Annotated in this window: 22 protein-coding genes and 1 pseudogene; 19 read left to right on the forward strand and 4 right to left on the reverse strand. The window is 69.5% G+C overall.

Annotation, left to right across the window (positions count from 1 at the left end):
- Positions 1 to 789, reverse strand: a 789-nt coding sequence (locus ACFWVC_RS32125) for a histone protein (RefSeq protein WP_384295718.1), incomplete at its 3' end; no start/stop codon positions are given.
- A gap of 426 nt (positions 790 to 1,215) precedes the next feature.
- A pseudogene (locus tag ACFWVC_RS32130) lies at positions 1,216 to 1,554 on the reverse strand (aquaporin family protein); the annotation flags it as partial.
- A 343-nt stretch (positions 1,555 to 1,897) separates the two neighbouring features.
- Here ACFWVC_RS32130 and ACFWVC_RS32135 point away from each other — a divergent pair.
- Positions 1,898 to 2,434, forward strand: a complete 537-nt coding sequence (locus tag ACFWVC_RS32135) for an NUDIX hydrolase (RefSeq protein ID WP_384295723.1) — start codon at positions 1,898 to 1,900, stop codon at positions 2,432 to 2,434.
- Here the strand turns inward: ACFWVC_RS32135 and ACFWVC_RS32140 are convergent.
- Complete coding sequence (locus ACFWVC_RS32140; protein WP_384295728.1) at positions 2,431 to 3,735, reverse strand: hypothetical protein; 1,305 nt, start codon at positions 3,733 to 3,735, stop codon at positions 2,431 to 2,433. The two genes, ACFWVC_RS32135 and ACFWVC_RS32140, sit on opposite strands and share 4 nt — an antisense overlap.
- Before the next feature lie 197 nt (positions 3,736 to 3,932).
- Here ACFWVC_RS32140 and ACFWVC_RS32145 point away from each other — a divergent pair, with 197 nt between their 5' ends.
- The 10 genes from ACFWVC_RS32145 (at position 3,933) to ACFWVC_RS32190 (ending at position 9,635) form a co-directional block, all read left to right on the forward strand.
- Positions 3,933 to 4,346, forward strand: a complete 414-nt coding sequence (locus ACFWVC_RS32145) for an ATP-binding protein (protein WP_384295733.1) — start codon at positions 3,933 to 3,935, stop codon at positions 4,344 to 4,346.
- Positions 4,347 to 4,610: 264 nt separating this feature from the next.
- Complete coding sequence (locus tag ACFWVC_RS32150) at positions 4,611 to 5,714, forward strand: radical SAM protein (RefSeq protein ID WP_384295738.1); 1,104 nt, start codon at positions 4,611 to 4,613, stop codon at positions 5,712 to 5,714.
- Positions 5,715 to 5,717: 3 nt separating this feature from the next.
- Positions 5,718 to 5,912, forward strand: a complete 195-nt coding sequence (locus tag ACFWVC_RS32155; RefSeq protein ID WP_384295740.1) for a hypothetical protein — start codon at positions 5,718 to 5,720, stop codon at positions 5,910 to 5,912.
- A gap of 81 nt (positions 5,913 to 5,993) precedes the next feature.
- A complete protein-coding gene (locus tag ACFWVC_RS32160; protein WP_384295744.1) occupies positions 5,994 to 6,812 on the forward strand; it encodes an aminoglycoside phosphotransferase in 819 nt (272 codons plus the stop codon).
- Between the two features lie 68 nt (positions 6,813 to 6,880).
- Entirely contained in the window at positions 6,881 to 7,096 is a 216-nt protein-coding gene (locus tag ACFWVC_RS32165) for a hypothetical protein (RefSeq protein WP_384295749.1), read from the forward strand.
- A gap of 125 nt (positions 7,097 to 7,221) precedes the next feature.
- The gene (locus tag ACFWVC_RS32170; protein ID WP_384295752.1) at positions 7,222 to 7,353 is read left to right on the forward strand and encodes a hypothetical protein; all 132 of its coding nucleotides are present in this window, start codon (positions 7,222 to 7,224) and stop codon (positions 7,351 to 7,353) included.
- A gap of 76 nt (positions 7,354 to 7,429) precedes the next feature.
- Positions 7,430 to 8,254, forward strand: a complete 825-nt coding sequence (locus ACFWVC_RS32175) for a hypothetical protein (protein WP_384295756.1) — start codon at positions 7,430 to 7,432, stop codon at positions 8,252 to 8,254.
- Between the two features lie 46 nt (positions 8,255 to 8,300).
- Positions 8,301 to 8,738, forward strand: coding sequence for a hypothetical protein (locus ACFWVC_RS32180; protein ID WP_384295762.1), 438 nt, complete (start codon positions 8,301 to 8,303; stop codon positions 8,736 to 8,738).
- Between the two features lie 37 nt (positions 8,739 to 8,775).
- Positions 8,776 to 9,216: a DUF6093 family protein gene (locus tag ACFWVC_RS32185; protein ID WP_384295767.1), complete on the forward strand. Its 441-nt coding sequence runs from the start codon at positions 8,776 to 8,778 to the stop codon at positions 9,214 to 9,216.
- Complete coding sequence (locus ACFWVC_RS32190; RefSeq protein WP_384295773.1) at positions 9,216 to 9,635, forward strand: DUF6093 family protein; 420 nt, start codon at positions 9,216 to 9,218, stop codon at positions 9,633 to 9,635. Before ACFWVC_RS32185 ends, ACFWVC_RS32190 begins: the two co-directional genes overlap by 1 nt.
- A 195-nt stretch (positions 9,636 to 9,830) precedes the next feature.
- Here the strand turns inward: ACFWVC_RS32190 and ACFWVC_RS32195 are convergent, their stop codons facing one another.
- Positions 9,831 to 11,786: a WD40 repeat domain-containing protein gene (locus ACFWVC_RS32195; RefSeq protein ID WP_384295779.1), complete on the reverse strand. Its 1,956-nt coding sequence runs from the start codon at positions 11,784 to 11,786 to the stop codon at positions 9,831 to 9,833.
- A gap of 337 nt (positions 11,787 to 12,123) precedes the next feature.
- Here ACFWVC_RS32195 and ACFWVC_RS32200 point away from each other — a divergent pair, with 337 nt between their 5' ends.
- The 8 genes from ACFWVC_RS32200 (at position 12,124) to ACFWVC_RS32235 (ending at position 20,683) form a co-directional block, all read left to right on the forward strand.
- Complete coding sequence (locus ACFWVC_RS32200; protein WP_384295784.1) at positions 12,124 to 12,507, forward strand: hypothetical protein; 384 nt, start codon at positions 12,124 to 12,126, stop codon at positions 12,505 to 12,507.
- The gene (locus ACFWVC_RS32205; RefSeq protein WP_384295790.1) at positions 12,507 to 12,911 is read left to right on the forward strand and encodes an HK97 gp10 family phage protein; all 405 of its coding nucleotides are present in this window, start codon (positions 12,507 to 12,509) and stop codon (positions 12,909 to 12,911) included. The genes ACFWVC_RS32200 and ACFWVC_RS32205 overlap by 1 nt, the downstream gene beginning before the upstream one ends.
- 23 nt (positions 12,912 to 12,934) lie before the next feature.
- Entirely contained in the window at positions 12,935 to 13,378 is a 444-nt protein-coding gene (locus tag ACFWVC_RS32210) for a hypothetical protein (protein WP_384295797.1), read from the forward strand.
- 145 nt (positions 13,379 to 13,523) lie between these two features.
- Positions 13,524 to 14,009, forward strand: coding sequence for a hypothetical protein (locus ACFWVC_RS32215; protein ID WP_384295804.1), 486 nt, complete (start codon positions 13,524 to 13,526; stop codon positions 14,007 to 14,009).
- 16 nt (positions 14,010 to 14,025) lie between these two features.
- Positions 14,026 to 14,637 (forward strand): hypothetical protein, encoded by a 612-nt coding sequence (locus ACFWVC_RS32220; RefSeq protein WP_384295809.1) that lies wholly within the window; start codon positions 14,026 to 14,028, stop codon positions 14,635 to 14,637.
- Positions 14,638 to 14,663: 26 nt separating this feature from the next.
- Positions 14,664 to 14,969: a hypothetical protein gene (locus ACFWVC_RS32225; RefSeq protein ID WP_384295813.1), complete on the forward strand. Its 306-nt coding sequence runs from the start codon at positions 14,664 to 14,666 to the stop codon at positions 14,967 to 14,969.
- Positions 14,970 to 19,784, forward strand: coding sequence for a phage tail tape measure protein (locus ACFWVC_RS32230; protein WP_384295815.1), 4,815 nt, complete (start codon positions 14,970 to 14,972; stop codon positions 19,782 to 19,784).
- Positions 19,784 to 20,683 carry a phage distal tail protein gene (locus ACFWVC_RS32235; RefSeq protein WP_384295816.1) on the forward strand — a complete coding sequence of 300 codons (900 nt, stop codon included), beginning with the start codon at positions 19,784 to 19,786 and terminating at the stop codon, positions 20,681 to 20,683. Before ACFWVC_RS32230 ends, ACFWVC_RS32235 begins: the two co-directional genes overlap by 1 nt.
- Positions 20,684 to 20,685 lie beyond the last annotated feature (2 nt).

The following is a 20,685-nucleotide window of genomic DNA, read 5'->3' on the forward strand; positions in this document are numbered from 1 at the left end:
CGCTGCGGTCTTCTTCACAGACGGCGCCCTCTTAGCCGGTGCCTTCTTGGCGGGCGCCTCCTTCCTCGCTGCGGTCTTCTTCACAGACGGCGCCTTCTTAGCCGGTGCCTTCTTGGCGGGCGCCTCCTTCCTCGCTGCGGTCTTCTTCACAGGCGGCGCCTTCTTAGCCGGTGCCTTGCGAGCGGCGGACGACTTCTCGGGACGCGCGCTGCCGCGTCCCTGCCGGGAACCCCGGTCCTCATCCGGCTTCCTGGCGGCGGCCACGCGACGCCGGGGGGCAGGCTCCGACAGCTCCTCCTCTTCCTCTTCCGGCTCGTTCTCGTCCTCGGGCTCTTCCTCCTCCTCTTCCGGCTCGTTCTCGTCCTCGGGCTCTTCCTCCTCCTCTTCCGGCTCGTTCTCGTCCTCGGGCTCTTCCTCCTCCTCTTCCGGCTCGTTCTCGTCCTCGGGCTCTTCCTCCTCCTCCTCGTCGTCGGCCTTGCTGCCGATGCGCTGGGTACGTTTATGCAGGGACTCGGCCAGGTCGGCGAGTTTACGATCGGCCAGCACGCCCATCGCCTTGCGCCCAGCGTCGAATACCTCACCTCGCAGCTGCTCGTTGAGGTCGGCGAACTGGGGAAGTTCACGCAGCCTCTTGACCCCCTCCGTCAGCAGCTGCTGGGGTTCCAAGCCCACCCGACGGCCGGCCAGGTAGGTCGCCATCGCAAAGGCGACTCGTCCCTTCTTGGTCCGGCCCAGGACATACCCCCCGGCAACTGCGGCGGCGAGGGCGATCTTGGGTACATCAGCCATCAGGTTTCCCTTCGAAGGGCTGCCGAGCCGGCACTGCGGCTCGGGAGCGACGCCCGGCAGTGTCAGGGCCCGCTCGCAGGAGGGAGGCATCCGTACGGAGTAGCCGGCAGCGGCCGCGCTAGTCCCTCCCCTCCTTCCAGTCTGGGCGTCGACGTGAGCGGGCGCACGCGGAGAGTAGAGAGCGCTACCGCGCCGCCGCAGCCCCGCCTCACGCCGGAGTGATTACGCCACATAGTCGATGCAGGCCAACGGCAACCGTGTCGCCGAAGGGTCTCCGGGCCGCGGCATGGACACGCTCTTAGCATTCGTATATGTGCGCATATAACTAGCGCGTACCGGCTTCGCTCATCGGGCGAACCACGAAGCGCGTGGGGCCCGCGATACTCGGGCCCCACGGCGTTTGCGCACTGCTGACGACTGCCTGTGTCAGGAAGCCGGCTTCTCAGGTCGGGCGAGGATCAGCGCGACCAGGGCAGGGCCGATGATGCCGCTGATGATCTGCATGCCGATGAAGCCGGAGAACGAGCCGGGGGGCGACTCCCGCGAAGGTGTCGGAGAAGGTCCGGCCGATGGTGGCGGGGAGGGTTCGCGAAGGAAGTGGAGGAGGTGAACCAGTAGGCGGCGCCGATGTAGGACGCGACAGCGACCGGCGCGAAGTGCAGCCGCTGTGTGCGGGCCGAGTCCGAAGATCAGCAGCACTAGGCCTGCGGTGGCGACGACCTCGCCGAGCAGCAGATGTCCGGCCGAGCGGTCGTGCGTAGACCACAGATCGCTGAGATCCAGGACAAGGACGGGGCGCCGCCAAGGCGGGGTTCGTTAGCCGACGGCTCGGCCGTAACGGCCTCAACAGGAAACGGCGTGGCGGCTCCTGGAGACGTTGCCCATGGGGGCATGACCCATAGCTCTGGGCGGGACGCGCCCGGTGAAGATGCCGCTATTGGCTGATCTCGCACCCTCGGTGCAGCGGTGGATGGGCTTCGGGCCGGTGTCGGCGCGTGAGCTCTCTGCCGCATCCTGGAGTCGGTCCGGTGGCCAGGCAAGCTTCGGGGCGGATCCCCGGTGGCGGCTGACATGCTGTGGACTCCACCGGCGAGAGGGGCGGGGCGGCATGCAGTGGGAGGTCCACGGTGAGAGGCCGATCTACGAGAACCCGTGGGTGAACCTGTGGCTGGTTGACGTGCAGCAGCCCGACGGACGGCGCTGGGAGCACCACGTGGTGAAGCTGCGGCACCTGGCTGTGGCCGCTGTTGTGGATGACCAGAAGCGGGTGTTGATGATGTGGCGGCACCGCTTCATCACCGACACGTGGGCGTGGGAGCTTCCCATGGGCTTGGTCGAGGTCGGGGAGACTCCGGAGCAGGCTGCGGTTCGTGAGGTGGAGGAGGAGACCGGCTGGCGGGTGAAGGCGGTCGAGCCCTTGATCTACGGGCAGCCGGCGAACGGCATCACGGACTCGGAGCACTTCGTCTTCCGCGCGGAGGCGGGCACCTACGTGGGGCCGCCGACGGAGGTCAACGAGACCGACCGGATCGAGTGGATGCCCCTGGCTGACGTCAGGGGCATGATCGACCGGCGGGAGATCGTCTCCAGTGGTTCCCTGATCGGGGTGCTGTACCTGCTGCTGGATGAGGCGACGAAGGGCTAGGCGTAGGCCGCTCGCATCTTCGCCTCGAAGGCGATCACCGGGGCTTCGCGTGCGCTGGTGGCCAGTCGGGCGTGGAACTCGCGGACGTGGCCGGCGATGCGCGGGGAGTCCACGTTGGTGGCCAGGTCCAGGGCCAGGCCGGCGGTGGAACAGGCGCGGTCGAGGGCGCCGTTGTGCAGCTGGGTGGTGGCCAGCCAGAAGGCGTGGAAGGCCCGGCCGCGCTGCTGGTCGCGGTTCTCGCGGCGCAGGCCTTCGGCGATGAGCGGTTCGGCTTGCCGGTGTTCGCCGAGCTGTGCGCGGGCGATGCCGGTGTCCACGATCAGCTTGGTCTCGTCGAAGTAGCGCACCCACTGCGGCGCGTTGGCGGTGTCGGCCCGTTGGAACTCGGCGTGTGACCGGGCGAGGGCCCGGTGGCAGTCGTCGGCAGCGCGCAGCGTGGCGTGGGCGAATGCTTCCCGCATGTGGAGCATGGCCATCACGAGTTCCGGGGCCTCGGTGGCGCGGGCGGTGTCCTGGGCGGCGCGTGCGAGTGCAGCGGCTTCGCCGGCGTCGCCTTCGTAGGTGGCCTGCAGGCTCATGCAAGACAGGACGTTGGCGACGAACTGCCGGTCGCCGAGGTTCTGCGCGAGGTGCAGGGCCTGGGTGAAGTAGGTGCGGGCGGTGCTGTACTGGCGTGCGTCGAAGTAGGCCCAGCCCGCCATGCGCGCGAGTTCGGCGGCGAGGGCGATCAGGCCGCGTCGCAGGGGGCCTTCTCGGGTGCCGTCGATGAGTTGTTGGGCGTAGCGCAGGTGGCCGACGACTGCGGGGCGCAGTGCCGCGCCGCCGTGCTGGTCGTCGCGCTTCCAGTAGTCCTCGATGGCTGACTGGATGGCCGTGAGGGTCGAGCGTGTGACGTCGCCGGCGTCGACCAGGTGGAGGATGGTGTCGAGTTCGGCGGTGGGGGCCGCGGGGGCGACGGTAGGGGCTGCCTGCGGCTGCGGATCGGGTTCGGTAACTGTGGCCCACGGTGGGATCTCCCAGGGGCGCTGGGCGAGTCCCAGCATCGCGCCGGGAATGCGCAGCCCGTCGGCGACGCGTTCGATGACGTCGATGTGTGCGAGTTTGCGCCGCCCTGCGATGATCTCGCCGACGCGGCTGGGGGTCATGTCGCATAGGGCGGCGACGCGGGAGGGGTAGATCCCGGCACGGCGCCGTACGAGGGCGAAGATCGTGGAGAAGTCGCGCGTTCGGCAGGCGTTGACCATGTCGGGGTCGGTGAGCAGCGCGGCTGGTAGTTCACGCGGTCCGTCGGTTCTGGCCATCGGCGATCCCCCTCGCCTCAGTTGCGCAGAGTGAAGGAATCTGACGCACCGGAATCTTATCCATGTTGGGTAATCACGTGGGCCTGCACGCGGGTTATGGGTCGGCGGGACTCTTCCCACACACCACTTGTGTGGTGTGACCTCTTGGAACTCGAATGGGGCGTGCTGCCCCTCGAAGGGGGAGCTGTTTCCCCGTGATGACGCAACCCAATGCGGCCACGCAGGCGTGGCAGATGTGGTTCACGCCGTTCCCGAAGACGGTGTACGTCGCCCGTAGACAGGTGAGCCGGGTTCTGGCCGGCTGGGACGTGCCCGGCGATGCGGTGGACACCGCGGTCCTGATCACCAGCGAGCTCGTCACGAACGCGATCCGTCACTGCGACACCGAGCACCTGGTGCACGTCCATGTCACCGACGACGGGGCGACGTTGCTGCTGGAGGTGTCCGATCCCAGCCGTCAGCATCCCCGTCCGGTGATCGCGCCGGCCGAGGCCGAGAGCGGCCGTGGGCTGATGCTCGTGCGGGCGGCGGCCGCCGACTTCGGTGCCAGGGACCGCGATCCGGTCGGCAAGACCGTGTGGGCGACCGTGGCCCGGTACCCGGCCATATGAAGCCCCGGCCCGGCAGCGTGTCTTCCCGTGCGCGCTGCCGGGCCGGTTCCATCCCCTGCCTCCTCGACTGTGAGTAGTCCGGTCGCGGTAGGGACAGCAGGGCTCTGACCTGCGATTTTTCCCGAGAATCGCTGGCGCTCCATCCCGAATGAAGCTAGAATAAGGGCACGAGGGAGGGGGGACCACCCCCTCCCTTCCGCTCCCGTCCGGCCGCTTCGCCTCCCCGCTGGCGGCCGGACGGGAACCACTTGGAGAGGGGGAAACATGCACGACCTGATCGCCAGCCCGTTCATGGACGGCCACCTGTTACTGCGGCCCGGGCAGGAAAGCGGGCTCCGCGTGGGCGCAGGCCGCTTCAAGGAGCTGGCCGACGCCCGCCCGGACAGCCCGGTCCCGGCGTGGGCCGTCGACGCGGCCCGGCAGGCATGGGGCCTGGACCTGACCGGCCGCGCCCGCGGCCAGTCGATCCTGGTCCGCAGGCCGTCGCCGTACGGGTACGTCCGCGCGTCGTACGAGATCAACCTGGGCTGCAACTTCGACTGCGAGTTCTGCTACCTCGGCGAGAAGAAGTTCGAGGGCCTGGGCTGGGAGCAGCAGAAGCAGCTGCTCGACATCATGGCCGACGCGGGCGTGCTGTACCTGCAGATCACCGGCGGGGAGGCGCTGATCGACCGGCGATTCCCGCAGGTGTACGCCTACGCGCACGACCTGGGCATGATGCTGCAGGTCTCCACGAACGGCTCGCGCCTGCACTCCCCGGCGATCATGGATCTGTTCCGGGGGCGCCGCCCGTACCGGGTGACGGTCAGCGTGTACGGGGCGACCGAGGAGACCTACGACGCCACCACCCGCCGCCGCGGCGCCTTCAAGCTGTTCATGCGCGGCCTGGACGCCGCCCGCGAGGCCGGGCTGCCGCTGCGCATGAACGTCGTCGTGGCCAAGGACAACGAGCACGAGGTCGCCGAGATGGAGGCGCTGGCCGAGCGGTACGGCCCGCACCACGTCTTCCCCAACATGTCGCCGACCATCGGCGGCGACGGCGCGGGCCTGGCCACGCAGTCGATCCGCTACCAGCGGGCCCGCGAGGTCTTCACCGGCTGCAACGCCGGCCACACGTTCTTCCACTCCGACCCGTTCGGCAAGGCGTCGATCTGCAAGATCGGGCGAGACCCGCAGATCGACCTTATGGCCGAAGGAGTGGAGGGTCTGCGACGCCTCGGAGGCATCGCGGACTCGCTCCAGCTGCGCACCGGAGGCTGCTCCGGCTGCGCCCTGTCCGGCTCCTGCCGGACTTGTAGGCCCCTGGCCAAGCTCTACCAGGAGGCCAAGGCACCACTGTCCAGTTACTGCCAGCACGCAGGAGGTTGAGAGATGACTGCCGTAGCCGTCGAGATCATGCCGGGCCCGCCCCCCGAGGCGGACCCGCAGGGAACCACCACCCCGCCCCTGGGGGCGCAGCTGCCGGGCGCCATCGGTGACGACGAGGTGATCTTCATCGGCGACCTGGACAAGGTCCTGGACGCCGCCAGCTGCAGCTGCACCGCAGGCGACGACAACGCCTACTGACAGGCCGGAGAGGGCCGCCCCGGTGGTACGTTCCGCCGGGGCGGCCCCGCCCGTTTCGTCCGAGAAGGAACGGCGCCACACATGTCCATGTCGCGCATCGACTGGGACCACCTGCCCGAGACGGTCCACCAGGCGGTGGAGGCCCACACGGGGCCGGTCCTGAAAGCCGAGACCGTGGCGGGCGGGCTGAACTCGCAGATCGCCGCGGTCGTGTTCACGTCCGAGCTTCGCCTGTTCGTCAAGGGAATGCCGTCCGGTCACTCCCAGATCCGGGCGCAGGAGCGTGAGGCCGCGATCAACCCGTACGTCGCCCCACGCCTGGCGCCCAGAATCCTGTGGCGCGTGCAGGAGGCAGGGTGGGACCTGCTCGGGTACGAGTTCGCCGACGGCCGTCACGCCAACTACGCGCCGGGCTCGCCCGACCTGCCGCGCGTGCTGCGGCTGGCCGGCGACCTGGCGCAGCTCGACACCCCGCCAGCGTCGGTGGTCCGCAACATCGGGCAGCGCATGTCGGAGTTCACCGACCCGGACGCGGCCGCACGCTGGAGCACCGGCCGGACGCTGCTGCACACCGACTTCGCGCCGCACAACGTGCTGCTCGGGGAAGAGCGGGACTGGCTCGTCGACTGGGCGTGGCCCACGGTCGGTCCCGCGTGGGTCGACCCGGTGGTGCTGATCCTGCGGCTGCTGGAGGCCGGGCACACGCCGGCGGAGGCCGACGCGGTGTGCCGGGCCCTCCCGGCGTGGCAGAACGCCGACCGCGCGGAGGTGGCGCTGTTCTCGGCCGCCAGCGCCCGGCTGTGGACGAGCATCGCCGAGCAGCAACCCGCCGCCCCGTGGAAGACGCACATGGCCCGCATGGCCAAGCACTGGTGCCGCTACTGGGCGGCCCTGGACTGAAGAACAGACGCGCGCCCCACGGCGGGCGTACCTTACAGAGAGAGACGAGGCAGATGGAGGGCATACCCATGCGGCTGGTATTCGAGGACGACGAGAAGCCGCCGATCCTGGAGCAGGCCGACGAGGCCGACGAGGCGGGCAAGCCGCTGCTGGCGGCGTCGCTGCGCGGCATCGCCGAGAACGGCATCGACCTGTCGCGCGACTGGGAGACCATGCGGGTGGAGCTGTTCGCTGCGCACGGCGTCGACGTCACCGGGAGCGGTGGCGACGCCCGTGTCGCCTAAGCACACCCCCGGCCGGCGTGCGCAGGTGGCGTTCACCCCGGAGTGTGAGCCCGGCCTGACCAAGCTGTCGGTGTCGGACCTGGTGCGCCTGGACCGGGCGATCGTCACCATCTTCCATGGACCCGATGATCGGCAGTGAGCGTCCGACCCGCGAGGGCCACGTGCCGCTGCGGGAGTACGCCGAGGGCACCACCCGCGTGCTTTACCACGTGACCGTGCTCGGCGCGATCGTCATCGTCGCCTACTTCGAGGTCTGACCGACCCTTGACTGCCCCGCCTCCCGGTACCCCCGTCCGGGAGACGGGGCCCTTGCGTCCCCCGGAGGAAAGCCGAATGCCCCTGATGGACCCGTCGGCAGCTCTGGCGAGCTGTGAACGATCGCTGCGAGACCTGCTGACCGTCGTCCTGCGGAGCAAGTTCGGTGACGCCTGGATTGACCGCGTCTTCGACCCCGACGACGTGATCAGGCTCCGCGACAAGCAGACGGTTGAGCAGAAGCGCCGCACCAGACGCGGCGTCGTCGCCGTCTCGGCCAACCTCATTGAGTACGCCGAGTTCACCCAGCTCAACCGGCTGATCAACACGTACTGGGAGGCGCTCAACGGGGCCCTGGGAGCCAAGAAGGAGATGAGCGTCCTCCTGGACCGCTTCGAGGCCCTGCGCAACACTGTCGCCCACAGCCGCGAACTCCTGCCCTTCGAGCAGGAGTTGCTGAGCGCCATCGCTGGAGAGATCAGGAACCGAGTGACCATACACATCAGCGGTCAGGACCCAGCCGGCGCGTACTTCCCTCGCATCGAACTGGTGCGAGACAGCTTCGGCAACAGCAGTGAACATGCCCTCGTCGTCCAGGAGCAGATGCTGGCCCTGGAGACCAAGATGACACTGCGCCCCGGCGACGTAGTGACCTTCACCTGCCGGGGCGTCGACCCACAGAACCGAGCCCTTTCTTGGACCTTGCAGACCCCGGACAACCGTCGCCTCAACCACCAGGGTGGCGATCTGGAGATCACCTGGCTAATCCAGCCGACAGACGTCCACGCGCGGGCCAACCTGCTGCTGATGCTGAGCAGCGACGGTGAGTACCACCGCTTCGGTAGTGCAGGCTACGACGCGTCGATGCTCTTTTGGTACGAGGTCCTGCCGCCCCTCACCTGAGCCGTACCCCTGCGAGGCGGCCGGTGTCGTCGTTACCGTGGCGGCCATGAGGCTGAGGACCAGTGCGGAGCTCATGACGTGGCAGCCGCCGATGGGCTGGCGGGACCTGAGCTACCAACAACGCGCTCAGTACCTCCAACGGATCGGCCTGGAGATCCCGCTACGGACGTCCGACTGGGGCGCGATGGATTGGGACCAGCAGGCTCGTTACATGGCCTGGCATCGCCGGATCTGGAACGACACTCCTGAGGAGCGGGCTTACAAGTGGGGGGAGTACCGCAAGGAGCTCAGGGCGTGGTGGATCCTGATGGGCTGGTGGTGTCTGTGCCTGGGCGTGGGCTTGGGCCTCATCTGGGGGAAGGGCCTCACGCATGCCAGCGTGGCGGTCCTCGTGGTGATCACCGTGATCGTGGTCGCCGTGTACACCGTGTCGATCTTCCTATTCATGTTCCTCAGCAAGCCTGTGCCGCCCCACAGTTCCTAGGGCTGGGCTGTCCGCACGCCCCCCTACGCTCGAACGTATGAGCACTCCTCCGCCCTCCGAGGGGCTTTCGCTTGCAGCCGTCGCCCCCATCGTCGAGACGCGCATCCTCGTGGACACTGTCGAGATCTACCGCCCCGGGGAGCCGGTGCTTGATCCGGACTCCGGCGAGTACCACCCCGGTCCGGACTCGATCGTCTACTCGGGATCAGGTGCGGTGTTCGCCGCCGGTGGCCCTGGCCTGGTCCTGTCCCTGGAGGGGCAGGCGTATGCCGACGACACCCGCAACCGGTACCGGCTGTTGACGCCGCTGGACGTGCCGCTGGCCTCCCGCGAGGACCACGTCCGCGTCACGCACGCCACGCAGGACCCTGGTCTGGCCAACAGGGTGTGGCGGGTCATGGACATCTCCGACGCCAACAGTCTCGCCGTGGTCCGCACGACCTGGCTGGCCGAGATCACGCAGACCGCGGGGGCGTGATGGGGCTGGACATCGCGCAGGCCAAGGCTGACCTGGAGGCGCTGCTGACCGACACGGTGCGAATCTCCCGCACCGCCGGCCAACCCGTCCTGGACCCGGAGACGGGGGAGCCGGGCCACACCCCGACCAGCACGGTGTACGAGGGCCCGGGCGCAGTGCTGTCCACGCACGGGCAGATCGTGCTCGGGCAGGTCCTCGGCACCGACTGGGTGTCGGAGGGCTCGTCCTGGTACCGGCTCATCACGCCTGTGACGGCGCCGATCGCGCTGCCCGGTGACCTGGTGGAGGTCGTCACCGAGACGGGCGGTCTGGCCGGGCGTACCTGGCTGGCCGATGACCTCACCGAGGCGTCGACGGTGGAGATCTGCCGCTCCACGCGGTTGATAGAACGCATCACGACCGCGTCCAGCGCCATCTGAGCTGCGGACCGCTGGCGGCCTCGCGCGGTGCCGGGCGACGTCAGTCGTGTGCCGCGACGGTCAGGTAGCCCTGGGCGAGCACAATCCAGAGGTGACGTACGTGGCCGCGCCTGTGGGGAGTCCGCCGTCCACAGCACGTCGGCGGCGCGAGGAGGTCGGTGTGGCGTCGGGAGGACCAGGGTCTTCCGACGCGGGTCATCGCCTGACGGTGAAGTACTGCCAGGCACCCCAGGTGTCGAGGTTGGTGTTGTCCTTGGAGCTGTGCACGTACTCGGCGCGCATCCGGAGCCTTTGGTTGGTCGCATGGCTGAGGGCCATGGTTCCGGAGCCGGTGCTGGTGCGGCTGAGGGTGGAGCAAGATGAGGTACTCAGAGTGTGCCAGGCGCTTTTGTAGTAGCGCTGCGTTTCGAAACGGAGGCATTGGCCGTCCTTGTTGGGCGTGACCGTGACGTTCTCTTTGGCTTTGTCGGTGTGGTGGTAGACGCGGTAGAGGGTGCTGCCGTAGTGGGTGCTCGTGTAGTAACTGCTCAGAGAAACCGCGACCTTCACGTGGTCACCGGCGGTGCGGGTGGCCGTGGCCGGGGGGTAGGCGGAGTCGCCGACGAAGGCAGCGGTGAAGGTGGTGCTGCGGGTGAGCTTGTAGCTCGTCGCCAGGTTGCCGTGGCTGTCGACCGTTGCGGTCTTGATCAGGGTCTTCTTGCCGCCGTAGGGCTGAGCGTAGATCGACACCTTACGTGTGTCCTGGGTTGTACCGAGGTGGGCTGTGACCTTGGCCGTGGCGTCGTAGCTGTAGGTGGTGGCGTCAGTGGCGACGGTCAGTGCCGTGGGGTGATGGACCAGGATCGGCGCGGGGCTGTCGGCGGCCATGTGGGTCGCATCCCCGTCGAGTGTCACGTGGTAGGTGTAGGTGCCGGCGGGCGCCGTGTCGCGGATGACGAAACCGACGGGCGGGTAGGCAGCCTGGAGACGTACAGGGACGTCGGGGAGGACGACGACGCCGGGATGGTTCGCATCGGTACGAGTGACATGCAAGACCGTGTTTCGGTCGAACTCCTTGGCCGACCTGGCAGCGATCGTCAGCTCGAACGACTTCTCTGCGACAGGCAGCCAAGGGTCAGTCTCGAGCGGGGCGAGCTCGATGTCGGCCTTTTCCGGATCACCGAGTGCGTGAAGCGAGTACGGACTCCCTTGGGCGTCGACTGCAAGGAGTCTGCTGCCGTCCGGGACCCAGCCGAGTCCTGCGATCACGCCCTCGCCCGATTGTTCAGGACCGAAAGTGTAGGTGCGGAGCGGTTCCCCCTGGGGCCCCAAAGTCCGCACCACATAGTGAAGGAAGGGACCCTCCCCGTCCTGTTCCGCGAAGGCCAACGTGCCATCGGCGGCGAAGGCGGGGGCAGACTCTGCCTGCCCGTAGTGGAAGGACGGATACAGCCCGCTCCTGGCGAGATCGTCGACTCGCAGCACTCCGTCCACGCTGGTGGCGACGTACTTGCCGTCGGGCGAAATCGCCAGTTCCCACGACCAGGTGGATCTGCGGGCGACGACGCGGGGCGTACCACTCGACACGTCGAAGGTGTCCAGTTCGCCGTTGCCGTCGTCGAAGGAGCCCACCAGCGTCCCCGGCGCGGCGGGACTGGCTGCGAGGGCACCGGCCCGGCCGATCTCCTCAAGCGTCTCGGAAGGAGCGCCCTGGGCCGGGTCTATGGATCCGAGGCCCCCGGTCCACGCGTCCCGGTAGTAGCCGAACCAGATTTTTCCTGCGCTGAAGGCGACGGCATGGGGCTGGATTCCCTGGCCGGTTTCGTAGTGGGCCACTTCCGTCAGTGTGTTCATGTCGATGGCCGCAATGGCGTCCGACGTTCCCATGGCGACGTAGAGCGTACGGTTGTCGGGCGACAGGGCGATGCCCTCTGTGCCAGGCTCGGGAACCTCGGCGATCGGGTGTCCTGCGAGATCAGTGACGAGTACGCCATGCCCCCAGTCACCGAGGATGAGGTGGTCGTGGCTCGCGTCCACGAGCATGCTCGAGAAGTTCGTCAGCGGAAGAGGCGTACCGGAGTCGGCGTTCGTCGCGGTGGCAGGCGTGGCCGGCCCCATCACGGGAACGACCAGCGATACCGCTGCAGCGAGCGCGATCCTGGCAAGTCTCATGCCTTGGCCTCCTGGTGCAGCTCTTGATCGTGAGCAGAACTGTAGTGGGCGGATTTCGACGGCAGGAGTGAGGGGGCACGCATTCCAAGTCCGCTGTCAATCTGGCCAGTCGAAGACCCTTGAGCCGTTTGATTGCCGGCCCGCCGACTGATGGGTGGCGGGCCCGTTCTCCGTTCGGCCGCGTACCCGAGCGTTCCATTCACCGAACGCGCCGGCTCGACCATCGACGGTCGTTGAGGCAGATCACGATGCTGAAGGCCGCAGCCCGCTCCTGGGTCCCGGCGTCTCCTTGCGGGAGTTCGTAGAACTGTCCGCGCGTCTTCGTAGGCTGATCGGCATGGATGACGAGCTGCACCAGGTGCGGATTACCGCTGAACACGCCACCGGGTCGGTGGCTCTCGACGGCCTCGACATCTCTCGCCACGTGTCCGGCTACGAGCTTCGCCAGCGCGCCGGGCAGGCAGCGGAGCTGATGCTGCGCCTGTCCCCGCTGGTGAAGGACGAGTTCGACGGTCTGGCCCGCGTCGTTGTCGGTGTCGACCCGGACCCGGGACCGGCCGCCGCGGCGTTCTTGTCGGCGATCGACGCCGGCGAACTGGAGCGGTACGCCCTGGCCCGGCATGACCTGATGGATGGCGGGCCGCATGAGCTGACGCGGGCGATGCTGCGGCTGCTGCAGGAGTGGGCGTCCGGGTTGTGGCAGCCGGAGGTGAGCGGCTAGTGGTTGCGGGCGCCTACAGCAACGGCATTCAGGTCGCCGCGCAGTTGCAGGCCCGCGCCGTGACGGTCCTGCCGTCGACGGTGTCGGTGGTACGGCACTACGCGATGCTGTTGGAGACGCAGATCAAGGCCAACGCGTCGGGCAGGCCCGGCCCGAACGCGCCGACGGGCGACTACCGCCGGTCGTGGACGCACGAGGTGCACATCGGCCTCGATGGGGTGACCGCGGTCGTCGGCACCAACAAGCCGCAGGCCGCGCGCCTGGAGTACGGGTACGTCGGTCCGGACAGCTTGGGCCGCGTGTTCAACCAGCCGCCGTACGCGCACGTCGGCCCGGCCGTGGAGAGGGTGGGCCCGCTGTTCGTGGCCGCCCTGGGCCGGGTCGCCGAGGGGGACAGGCCGTGAGCAACGACAACGAGGAGAAGTAGATGAGCGTGTCGGGGCGCCAAGTGGCGCTCGCGTCGCAGGCGATGCTGCAGACGGCCACGGGCCGCTCGTGCGGGTACGGGACGGCGCCCACTGCGGCGTCGCTGCCCACAGGCGTCACCATCCCGTACTGCGTGCTGTACGAGCTGGGGCAGGTCGCCGGCCTGGGGCCCGCGTTCGGTGACAGCGACGCCGATGCGCGGGTGCTGCTGCAGGTGTCGTCGGTGGGCACCACGGCCGAGCAGGCGAGCCTGCAGGCCGACAAGGCCCGCCAGGCGTTTCTGGCCCGGGTGCCGGGCAGCGGCCAGTACCTCAACCCGATCAACGTGTCTGGCGGGACCGTGATCGGCCGGGAGCTGGACCGGGAGGAAGGGACCAGTGTCGTGAACTCCACCTACACTTACGTGCAGCGATTCGTCCTGACGGTCTCGACACCGAACAGCTGACGCCTGATCGCACCTCACCGCGGAGGCCCACTCGCGGACGTCCGGCCACATGGCACGGGCTGACCCCTTGGCTCGCATTTGCGACCTGTTGGGGACGGGCCTCCGTGTTCCGGGGGCCGGGGTCCCCGGAGAGCGAGACACCCTCATGGGTTCCACCCAGCAGAGGTTCATGCGCCGCGGCGTCACGAAGTTCTACTTCCTGTCGACCATCGCCGCGGTGACGAACACCCCGACCCGCCAGGAGCTGGCCGCCGGCACCGACCTGTCCGGTGCGATCTCCGACATCGCGGGCTGGTCGCTCGGCAACTCCCCCATCGACACCCCCGACCTGGGCTCGACGCTGACCACGTCGATCCCCGGTGAGGACAAGGCCGACGCCTCGACGCTGACGTTCTACGAGGACAAGGCCGGCGACACCGTCGAGACGCTGCTCACCAAGGGCGAGGAGGGCTACGTCGTCATCCTCCGCAAGGGCGACGTCCCGCAGTCGAAGTCCATGGACGTCTTCCCGGTGCGTGTGGCCTCGCGCGCCCCGGCCTACTCCGCCGGCTCCGACCCGGCCAAGTTCACCGTGACGTTCGCGGTGTCCGACGAGCCGACGCTCGACGCCGCCGTCCCGGCCGCCGTCTGATCCTGGGGGGATCCGCATGACCACGAGCACCACCACCGAGCCGCCGGCGACTGCCGTCGCCAAGGACGCCCACTGGGCGGCGAAGATGTCCCGGCTGCGGGCCCGCAAGCTGGCCGAGCGCACCGTGTCGATCTGCGACGACCAGGACGTCAAGACCGCTGTGACCGACGCGGCGGTGACGTTGGCGAAGGCCCGCGCCGCGGCGCTGGCCGAGTGCACCGAGCAGGGCATCCGCGAGGATCAGCGCGACGCCTTCGTGGCGTCCAACCCGCAGGTCCTCACCGCCGATGCGGGCCTGACGGCCGCGCAGGACGCCCTGGCCGAGGCGACACTGACCCTGACCTTCCGGGCGCTGCCCCGGCCGGTGTGGGAGCAGCTGCTGCGCGACCACGCGCCCACCGAGGCGCAGGCCGACCAGGGCATGGAGTACAACGTCGACACCTTCCCCGCCGCGCTGATCGAGGCGTGCCACGTCGAGCGTGACGCCGGCGGCGCCGAGGTCGACAGCATGAGCGGGTCCGACGCGCAGGAGCTGCTGGACACCTGGTCGGACGGCGACGCGAAGGCCCTGTTCACGGCCGCCCTCGTCATCAACCAGACGCTCCGAGCGGACCTGGGAAAAGGCTGATCTCCGACCCCGGCTTCCGGGCGGAGATGGAGCTGTGCCACACGTACGGCATTCCGCACTCGCAGTTCACGGGGGCCGGGGAGGGCCGCTGGACTGCGCTGGACCGGTCGAAGGCGCTGGCGTGGCTGGCGTACTCCCGGGCGGTGTGCACGGGCTGCGGCACGCGGATGGACGAGTGGCGGCCGGAGCTGGGCGGGGACCGGTTCGCGTACGTGCCGGACTCGCACACATGCCCGGGGTGCGAGCTGGTGGAGATGGAACGGGAGCAGGTTCCGGACGGACCGGATGGGCGCGGGGTCAAGATCGGGCTCAAGCCCAGACGGGAGCAGTAGGTGGCCGCCAGTGGCTACAACCTGTACGTCAACCTGCAGGCGACGACGGCCGGACTGACCAGCGGTCTGCGAACCGGTGCCACGCAGCTCCGCCAGTTCGACGGGCAGCTGCAGCAGGTCAACCGCACGCTGATGGAGACTGGGACGGCGACGCAGCGCCTGGCCCGGTTGCAGGCCTCCGCCTCGGCTGACGCCGTCGTGGCCCAGACCCGGGTCACGGCGGCTGTGGAGCGCACGGCGGCCGCGCAGACGGCTGCCGGGGCGGCGGCCGAACGCAGTGGCCGGGCTGCGGCGTTGGCCGCGAACCTGGCGGCCCGGGCGGAGGTCGAGCGGACGGCTGCGGTCACGGCCGGGGAGCGGGCGCTGCGCGCCCAGGCCCTCGCCCAGAGCATGGCCACCCGCGCGGCGGCTGCCACGGGGCGGGGCGCCGCGGCAGCGCAGGCCACCGCGAACGCTGCCGCCACTGCGGCGACCCGGGCCGCGCAGGCGCAGGCTCTGCAGGAGCAGCGTGCGGCCGCCGCGGCGGCCGCGTCGGCTCGCGCGCAGGGCGTGGCCACGCGGGCGGTGCGGGCGCGGGAGGTGGCCGACGGGCGGGCGCTGCAGGCGGTTGCCGCCCAGTCCCAGGTGGAGGGTGCTGCCGCTCAGCGTGCGGCGGCGAACGCGGCCGCGGTGCGGCAGGCCGAGGCGGCGGCCGCTGCCGAGACCCGCGCTGCGACGCAGGCCCGCAACAGCGGCTACCTGCGGTCGGGGGTGATCCTGTCGGCGGTCCTCGGTGCCGGCGTGCTGCAGGCCGTGGAGCTGGAGAAGCGCATGGCGAACGTCATGACCATCTCCAAGGAGATCAACGCCGGTTCGGTGAGCGGCTTCACCGACCAGATCGTGCGCATGTCGACGGGCCTGACGCAGTCGTCGACGCAGCTCGCCGAGGGCCTGTACCAGATCGTGTCCACGGGCTTCGACGGCGCGGAGGCCATGCAGATCCTGCAGGCCGCATCCAAGGGCGCCAGCGCGGGCCTGACGACCACCGAGACGTCCGCGCGGGCCCTGCTGGGCGTCCTCAAGGCGTACGGCCTGACCGCCGGCGACGCCGGCGACGTCATGGACGTCATGTTCCAGACCGTCAACAAGGGCGTCATCTCCTTCGAGGAGCTGGCGCAGAACCTTGGTGACGTGGTGCCGATGGCGGCGGCCGCCGGCGTGAAGTTCGATGACCTGTCGGCGGCGTTCGCGGCGATCACCCTGTCCGGTGTTCCGGCAGCGGAGTCCGCGACCTCGCTGAACCAGGTGATGACGCGCATGATGGCGCCCACCACCGCGCTGACCAACGTGATGCACATGCTCGGGTACGAGTCGGCGGCGTCCGCGTTGCAGCAGGACGGCCTGTTCGTGGTCGTCAACAAGGTCACGAAGGCCACGGGCGGCTCGTCCGAGGCGATGAGCAAGCTGTTCGTCGACGTGCGGGCCGTCCGGGGTGTGCTGTCGCTGGCCGCCAACGACGGCCAGAACTTCGCCGACACCTACCAGGGCATCGCCAACCAGGTGGAGCGCGCCGGGGCCACCCAGAAGGCGTTCGAGCTGCAGATGAACACCACCTCGGGGCAGTGGGCGATGTTCTCCAACCGGGTGCAGGCGGTGGGCGTCGACCTGGGCCGGGCTCTGCTGCCGGCGCTGCAGGCCGTCGGTGAGGCGCTGTCGGTGTTCGCGGGTGCGATCGGCGACCTTCCCTCGTCGGTGAAGTCGGCCGGCGGGGCCCTGCTGGGTCTTCTGGCCGCGACGCTGCTGCTGCGGGCCGGGATCGGCCAGATGAGCGTGCAGATCGCGGCGTTCCGCCTGGCGATGGTCGAGTTCAGGGCGGGAGGGGCCCTGCTTCCTGCCGTGCTGAGCGGCGCGGGTCTGGCCGTCTCCGCCCTGTCGGCGGTGCTGTTGATCGGCGTGACCGCGTACGCGGCGTACTCGGCGTCGAAGGAGAGGGCGAAGGCCGCAACGGCGGACCTGGTGGAGGCGCTGCGGGCCGAACGCGAGGAGGGCGACGCGGGCGCCGGTGTCCGCAAGCTGACCGAGCAGCTGACCAACAGCGAGGACATGAAGAAGCTGGAAGAGCTGGGGGTCTCCACCACCACCGCCATCGATGCGATCACCGCCGGCGGGACCAAGCTCGACGAGCTGTACGCGAAGCTCAAGGAGGGCCGCGACGCGTCGTTCTTCACGACGCCCGGCTCGCCGGTCGTCACGCACGACACGCGGTGGGACGCGGCGAAGAAGGTCCTCGACAAGCAGCACGGCATCTGGTCCAAGGCGGTCAAGGACGAGGCGTCGCTGGCCGCCCAGTTGGCCATCGTCAACGCGAGAATCTCCTCTTCCCGCGTCAAGGTTGGCGACCTGTTCAGCCTGGACCAGCTGCTGCCGATCGGGAAGGACGGCCTGCCGCAGTACACGGACGAGATGAAGGCGATGGCGCAGGCCCTCGGCGACATCGTGAACCCGGCGAAGGCGTGGCAGGACGCGCAGGACAAGGTCACCAAGGCCAACAAGAACGCCAAGGCGTCCCTCAAGGACTACATGGACCAGCTGCAGTCGCAGCTGAAGGCGCAGCGGAACTTCCAGAAGAACCTGTCGACTCTGGCCATGTCCGGCTACACCGGCCTGACCGACCACTTCGCCGAGCTCGGCGTGTCCTCGGCGCCGATCCTCGACGAGCTCGTGAAGCAGCTCGGCAAGGGCGAGACGAAGGTCGCCGAGGAACTGCAGTCGATCATCTCGGAGTCCTCGTCCCGCTCCAAGGAGACGTTCCGGGCCGGTCTGGAGCAGCTGCCGGCGATCGCCAGCAGGTACGGCAAGAAGACCGCCCAGAAGTGGGCGGAGGCCGCCGCGACCAACGACCCGGGCAAGTTCGCGCAGGTCATGCAGGAGATGGCTGTCACCGACCTGTCCCGCGCGGTGAAGAAGGGCAGCGCCTCGGCGAAGAAGGAGCTGCAGCGCGGCATGGGCCTGCTGGCGCAGGTCGCGCGGGAGGGCGGCGCAGGAGCGGCAACCGCGCTGCAGCAGGCCCTGCTGTCGGGGAACGTGACTGACGCGATGACCCAGCTGCAGAACATCTGGGGTGCGGACCTGCCGATCAGCGCGCAGGACCTGCAAGGCGTCGTGCGGGCTTTCGAGACCGTCGGCGGGCAGGCCAAGGTCGAGTGGACGGGCATGCTCGACCTGATCGCCCAGGTGTCCAAGACCAAGGGCGCCGCCGCGGCGCAGTCCCTGACGTCGGCGCTGCTGTCGGGCGACATGAAGGCCGTGCAGGCCCAGCTGGACCTGATCGGCGCGAGCGTGCGGGAGATCCCCGGCTCCAAGAACATCTCCGTCACCGTCGACCCGCCCGCGCCGGTGTCGGTGACGGTCATTCCGCGCATCGCGCCCGGGTCGAACGTGCCGTGGGCGAACAAGCCGCAGCCGCAGGCCGACGGCGGTCTGCTGTCGTTCTACGCCGACGGCGGTGTGCGCCGGGAGAACCATGTGGCGCAGATCGCGCCGGCGGGGTCGTGGCGGGTGTGGGCCGAGCCCGAGACGTACCCGGGAGAGGCGTACATTCCGCTGGCCCCGTCCAAGAGGAACCGCTCCAAGCAGATCCTCGACGAGGTGGCGCACCGGTTCGGCGCGAGCGTCACGTACCACGCCGAGGGCGGCCTGTCGGGCTGGTCGTACACGGCGGCCGGGGGCATGGAGGGCCTGTTCTCCCTGTCCGGCATCGCGTCGGACTCCATGAACAAGAACGGCACCGCCCTGGACCTGGGCAAGTTCAGCAAGAACCTGCACCACTCCGTGGCGCTGGCGCAGCGGTGGCGCCGCGATCTGGCAACGGTGGCCCGCCGCGCCGGGCAGGACGTCGCCGACGCCCTGGAGGCGATGGGCGCCGACGGCATCGACCTGACCCACAAGATGGCCACCGGCACCTCGAAGTACGTCAAGAGCATGGCCGGCGACCTGAAGAGGCTGGCCGCGACCGCGAAGGCGTCGCTGTCGGACTTCACCAGCCAGCTCGGCGGCGCCGCCAAGCAGACGTCGGCGTTCCAGCAGAACCTTGCGAAGCTAGCGGCCTCCGGCTACGGGGACCTGGCGGCGCGGCTCGCCGCGCAGGGCGACCAGGCCGCGCAGGACCTCGCGGCGCAGGCCGTTAAGAGCAAGAGCGCCGCGGCGAAGGCCAACAAGGCGTCGAAGGCCGCGTCGGCAACGCTGTCCGATGAGGACCTGGCCGACCTGCTGGCGATCATCGGCGCGGTCAAGACCAGCAAGACGGGCATCCACCAGGTCGCGGCCGCCACCGAGCTCGGCGAGGACCGCATTATCGAGGTCGCCAACGCCGGCAAGGCCCAGCTGCAGAAGGCCCTCGGGTCGCGGGCCGCGAAGTTCCTGGCGGACCTGGGGCGGGCCAACAAGGGCCTGTCGTACGCGGGGGGCGGTGTCCTGACGCCCGGCCTGTACGCGACGAGCAACGGCCTGGTCAGGTTCGCGGAGCCCTCCACCGGGGGCGAGGCCTACATCCCGCTCGGCCAGTCCAAGCGGGGTTCGGCGACGGCGGTACTCGAGGACGTCGCGCAGCGGTTCGGCTACGCCCTCACCGCGCAGGGCGTGACCGGCCCGATGCCCGTCGACGCGCGTCCCGCCGGCGGCGTGCAGGTCGTGGTGGTCAAGGAGTCGGCCGCGCCGCTGATCGGCGAAATGCCGGTGACGGTCACCGGCGGCGCGGGCGGCCACGGCGTGGCGCAGGAGATGGGCGCGGAGGTGATGCGGCGCCTTCGTGCCGCGCAGCGAGGAGGCAAGCTCTGATGACGGCCCTTGAGGACTACCAGTTCGACGTCGGCGGGGGCCTGGTGATCGGCTCGGGCACGCTGCTGCCGGTCGGCGAGGTCACCGGTTTCGGCGCGCCCGAGCTGCGCACGGCCGACGTGGACAATCCCACCGACGACGGCGGCTTCCCGGGCGTGGACCTGTACGGGACGCGGGCGGTGACGATCGAGGCCGGTATCCGCACCCCGGACGATCCGGCGGCCGCGCTCGACCTGCTCGCCCGCCTGCAGCAGGTCACCGACGTCGACGGCATCCGCAGGACCGCGGGTGCTCTGGCGGTGCTGCGCGTGAAGTGGCCCGGGCGGGACGTGAAGCGCCTGTACGGTCGGTGGCGGCGCGTGGAGGCCGTGACGATGGCGCAGGCCGTCTACGGGTGGATTCCGCTGACGCTGGACTTCGCGGCGCTGGACCCGCGCTGGCACGCCGACGACTCGCAGGCCCTCGTGCTGCCGCTGGACATCTCCAACGACGACGAGGGCTTCACCGCCCCCGTCACGGCCCCGATCACCACGGGGGTGTCGAACCCCGACGAGCGGCCCGGCTGGGTCGTCAATAACGGCGACAAGGCGGGCTGGCCGTCCGTGCGGATCGACGGGCCCGTCACCAACCCGAAGGTGTGGGTGGTGGAGACCGGCCGGTACCTGCAGCTGCAGATCACCCTCGGCGCCGGCGAGTGGATCGACATCGACACCCGGCCCGGCACGCGCTGGGTGCTGCGCAACGGGTCCGGCAACGCGGCCACGGCACTGACCTCGGGAAGCCGCATGGACCTGTTCCAGATCCCGCCCAAGAGGAGCGAGATCCGCTGGACCGCGACCGACTACACGAACACCTGCCGCCTGACCCTGTCGTGGCGCGACGCCTACACCGCCCTGTGAGG

Source organism: Streptomyces sp. NPDC058691 (assembly GCF_042714775.1).
Lineage (GTDB): Bacteria > Actinomycetota > Actinomycetes > Streptomycetales > Streptomycetaceae > Actinacidiphila.

Excerpts from the sequence above, each read along its gene's own strand:
- ACFWVC_RS32135 (WP_384295723.1), top strand. The coding sequence starts at position 1,898 with ATGCAGTGGGAGGTCCACGGTGAGAGGCCGATCTACGAGAACCCGTGG.
- ACFWVC_RS32140 (WP_384295728.1), bottom strand. The coding sequence starts at position 3,735 with ATGGCCAGAACCGACGGACCGCGTGAACTACCAGCCGCGCTGCTCACC.
- ACFWVC_RS32145 (WP_384295733.1), top strand. The coding sequence starts at position 3,933 with ATGACGCAACCCAATGCGGCCACGCAGGCGTGGCAGATGTGGTTCACG.
- ACFWVC_RS32150 (WP_384295738.1), top strand. The coding sequence starts at position 4,611 with ATGCACGACCTGATCGCCAGCCCGTTCATGGACGGCCACCTGTTACTG.
- ACFWVC_RS32155 (WP_384295740.1), top strand. The coding sequence starts at position 5,718 with ATGACTGCCGTAGCCGTCGAGATCATGCCGGGCCCGCCCCCCGAGGCG.
- ACFWVC_RS32160 (WP_384295744.1), top strand. The coding sequence starts at position 5,994 with ATGTCCATGTCGCGCATCGACTGGGACCACCTGCCCGAGACGGTCCAC.
- ACFWVC_RS32165 (WP_384295749.1), top strand. The coding sequence starts at position 6,881 with ATGCGGCTGGTATTCGAGGACGACGAGAAGCCGCCGATCCTGGAGCAG.
- ACFWVC_RS32170 (WP_384295752.1), top strand. The coding sequence starts at position 7,222 with ATGATCGGCAGTGAGCGTCCGACCCGCGAGGGCCACGTGCCGCTGCGG.
- ACFWVC_RS32175 (WP_384295756.1), top strand. The coding sequence starts at position 7,430 with ATGCCCCTGATGGACCCGTCGGCAGCTCTGGCGAGCTGTGAACGATCG.
- ACFWVC_RS32180 (WP_384295762.1), top strand. The coding sequence starts at position 8,301 with ATGAGGCTGAGGACCAGTGCGGAGCTCATGACGTGGCAGCCGCCGATG.
- ACFWVC_RS32185 (WP_384295767.1), top strand. The coding sequence starts at position 8,776 with ATGAGCACTCCTCCGCCCTCCGAGGGGCTTTCGCTTGCAGCCGTCGCC.
- ACFWVC_RS32190 (WP_384295773.1), top strand. The coding sequence starts at position 9,216 with ATGGGGCTGGACATCGCGCAGGCCAAGGCTGACCTGGAGGCGCTGCTG.
- ACFWVC_RS32195 (WP_384295779.1), bottom strand. The coding sequence starts at position 11,786 with ATGAGACTTGCCAGGATCGCGCTCGCTGCAGCGGTATCGCTGGTCGTT.
- ACFWVC_RS32200 (WP_384295784.1), top strand. The coding sequence starts at position 12,124 with ATGGATGACGAGCTGCACCAGGTGCGGATTACCGCTGAACACGCCACC.
- ACFWVC_RS32210 (WP_384295797.1), top strand. The coding sequence starts at position 12,935 with ATGAGCGTGTCGGGGCGCCAAGTGGCGCTCGCGTCGCAGGCGATGCTG.
- ACFWVC_RS32215 (WP_384295804.1), top strand. The coding sequence starts at position 13,524 with ATGGGTTCCACCCAGCAGAGGTTCATGCGCCGCGGCGTCACGAAGTTC.
- ACFWVC_RS32220 (WP_384295809.1), top strand. The coding sequence starts at position 14,026 with ATGACCACGAGCACCACCACCGAGCCGCCGGCGACTGCCGTCGCCAAG.
- ACFWVC_RS32225 (WP_384295813.1), top strand. The coding sequence starts at position 14,664 with ATGGAGCTGTGCCACACGTACGGCATTCCGCACTCGCAGTTCACGGGG.
- ACFWVC_RS32235 (WP_384295816.1), top strand. The coding sequence starts at position 19,784 with ATGACGGCCCTTGAGGACTACCAGTTCGACGTCGGCGGGGGCCTGGTG.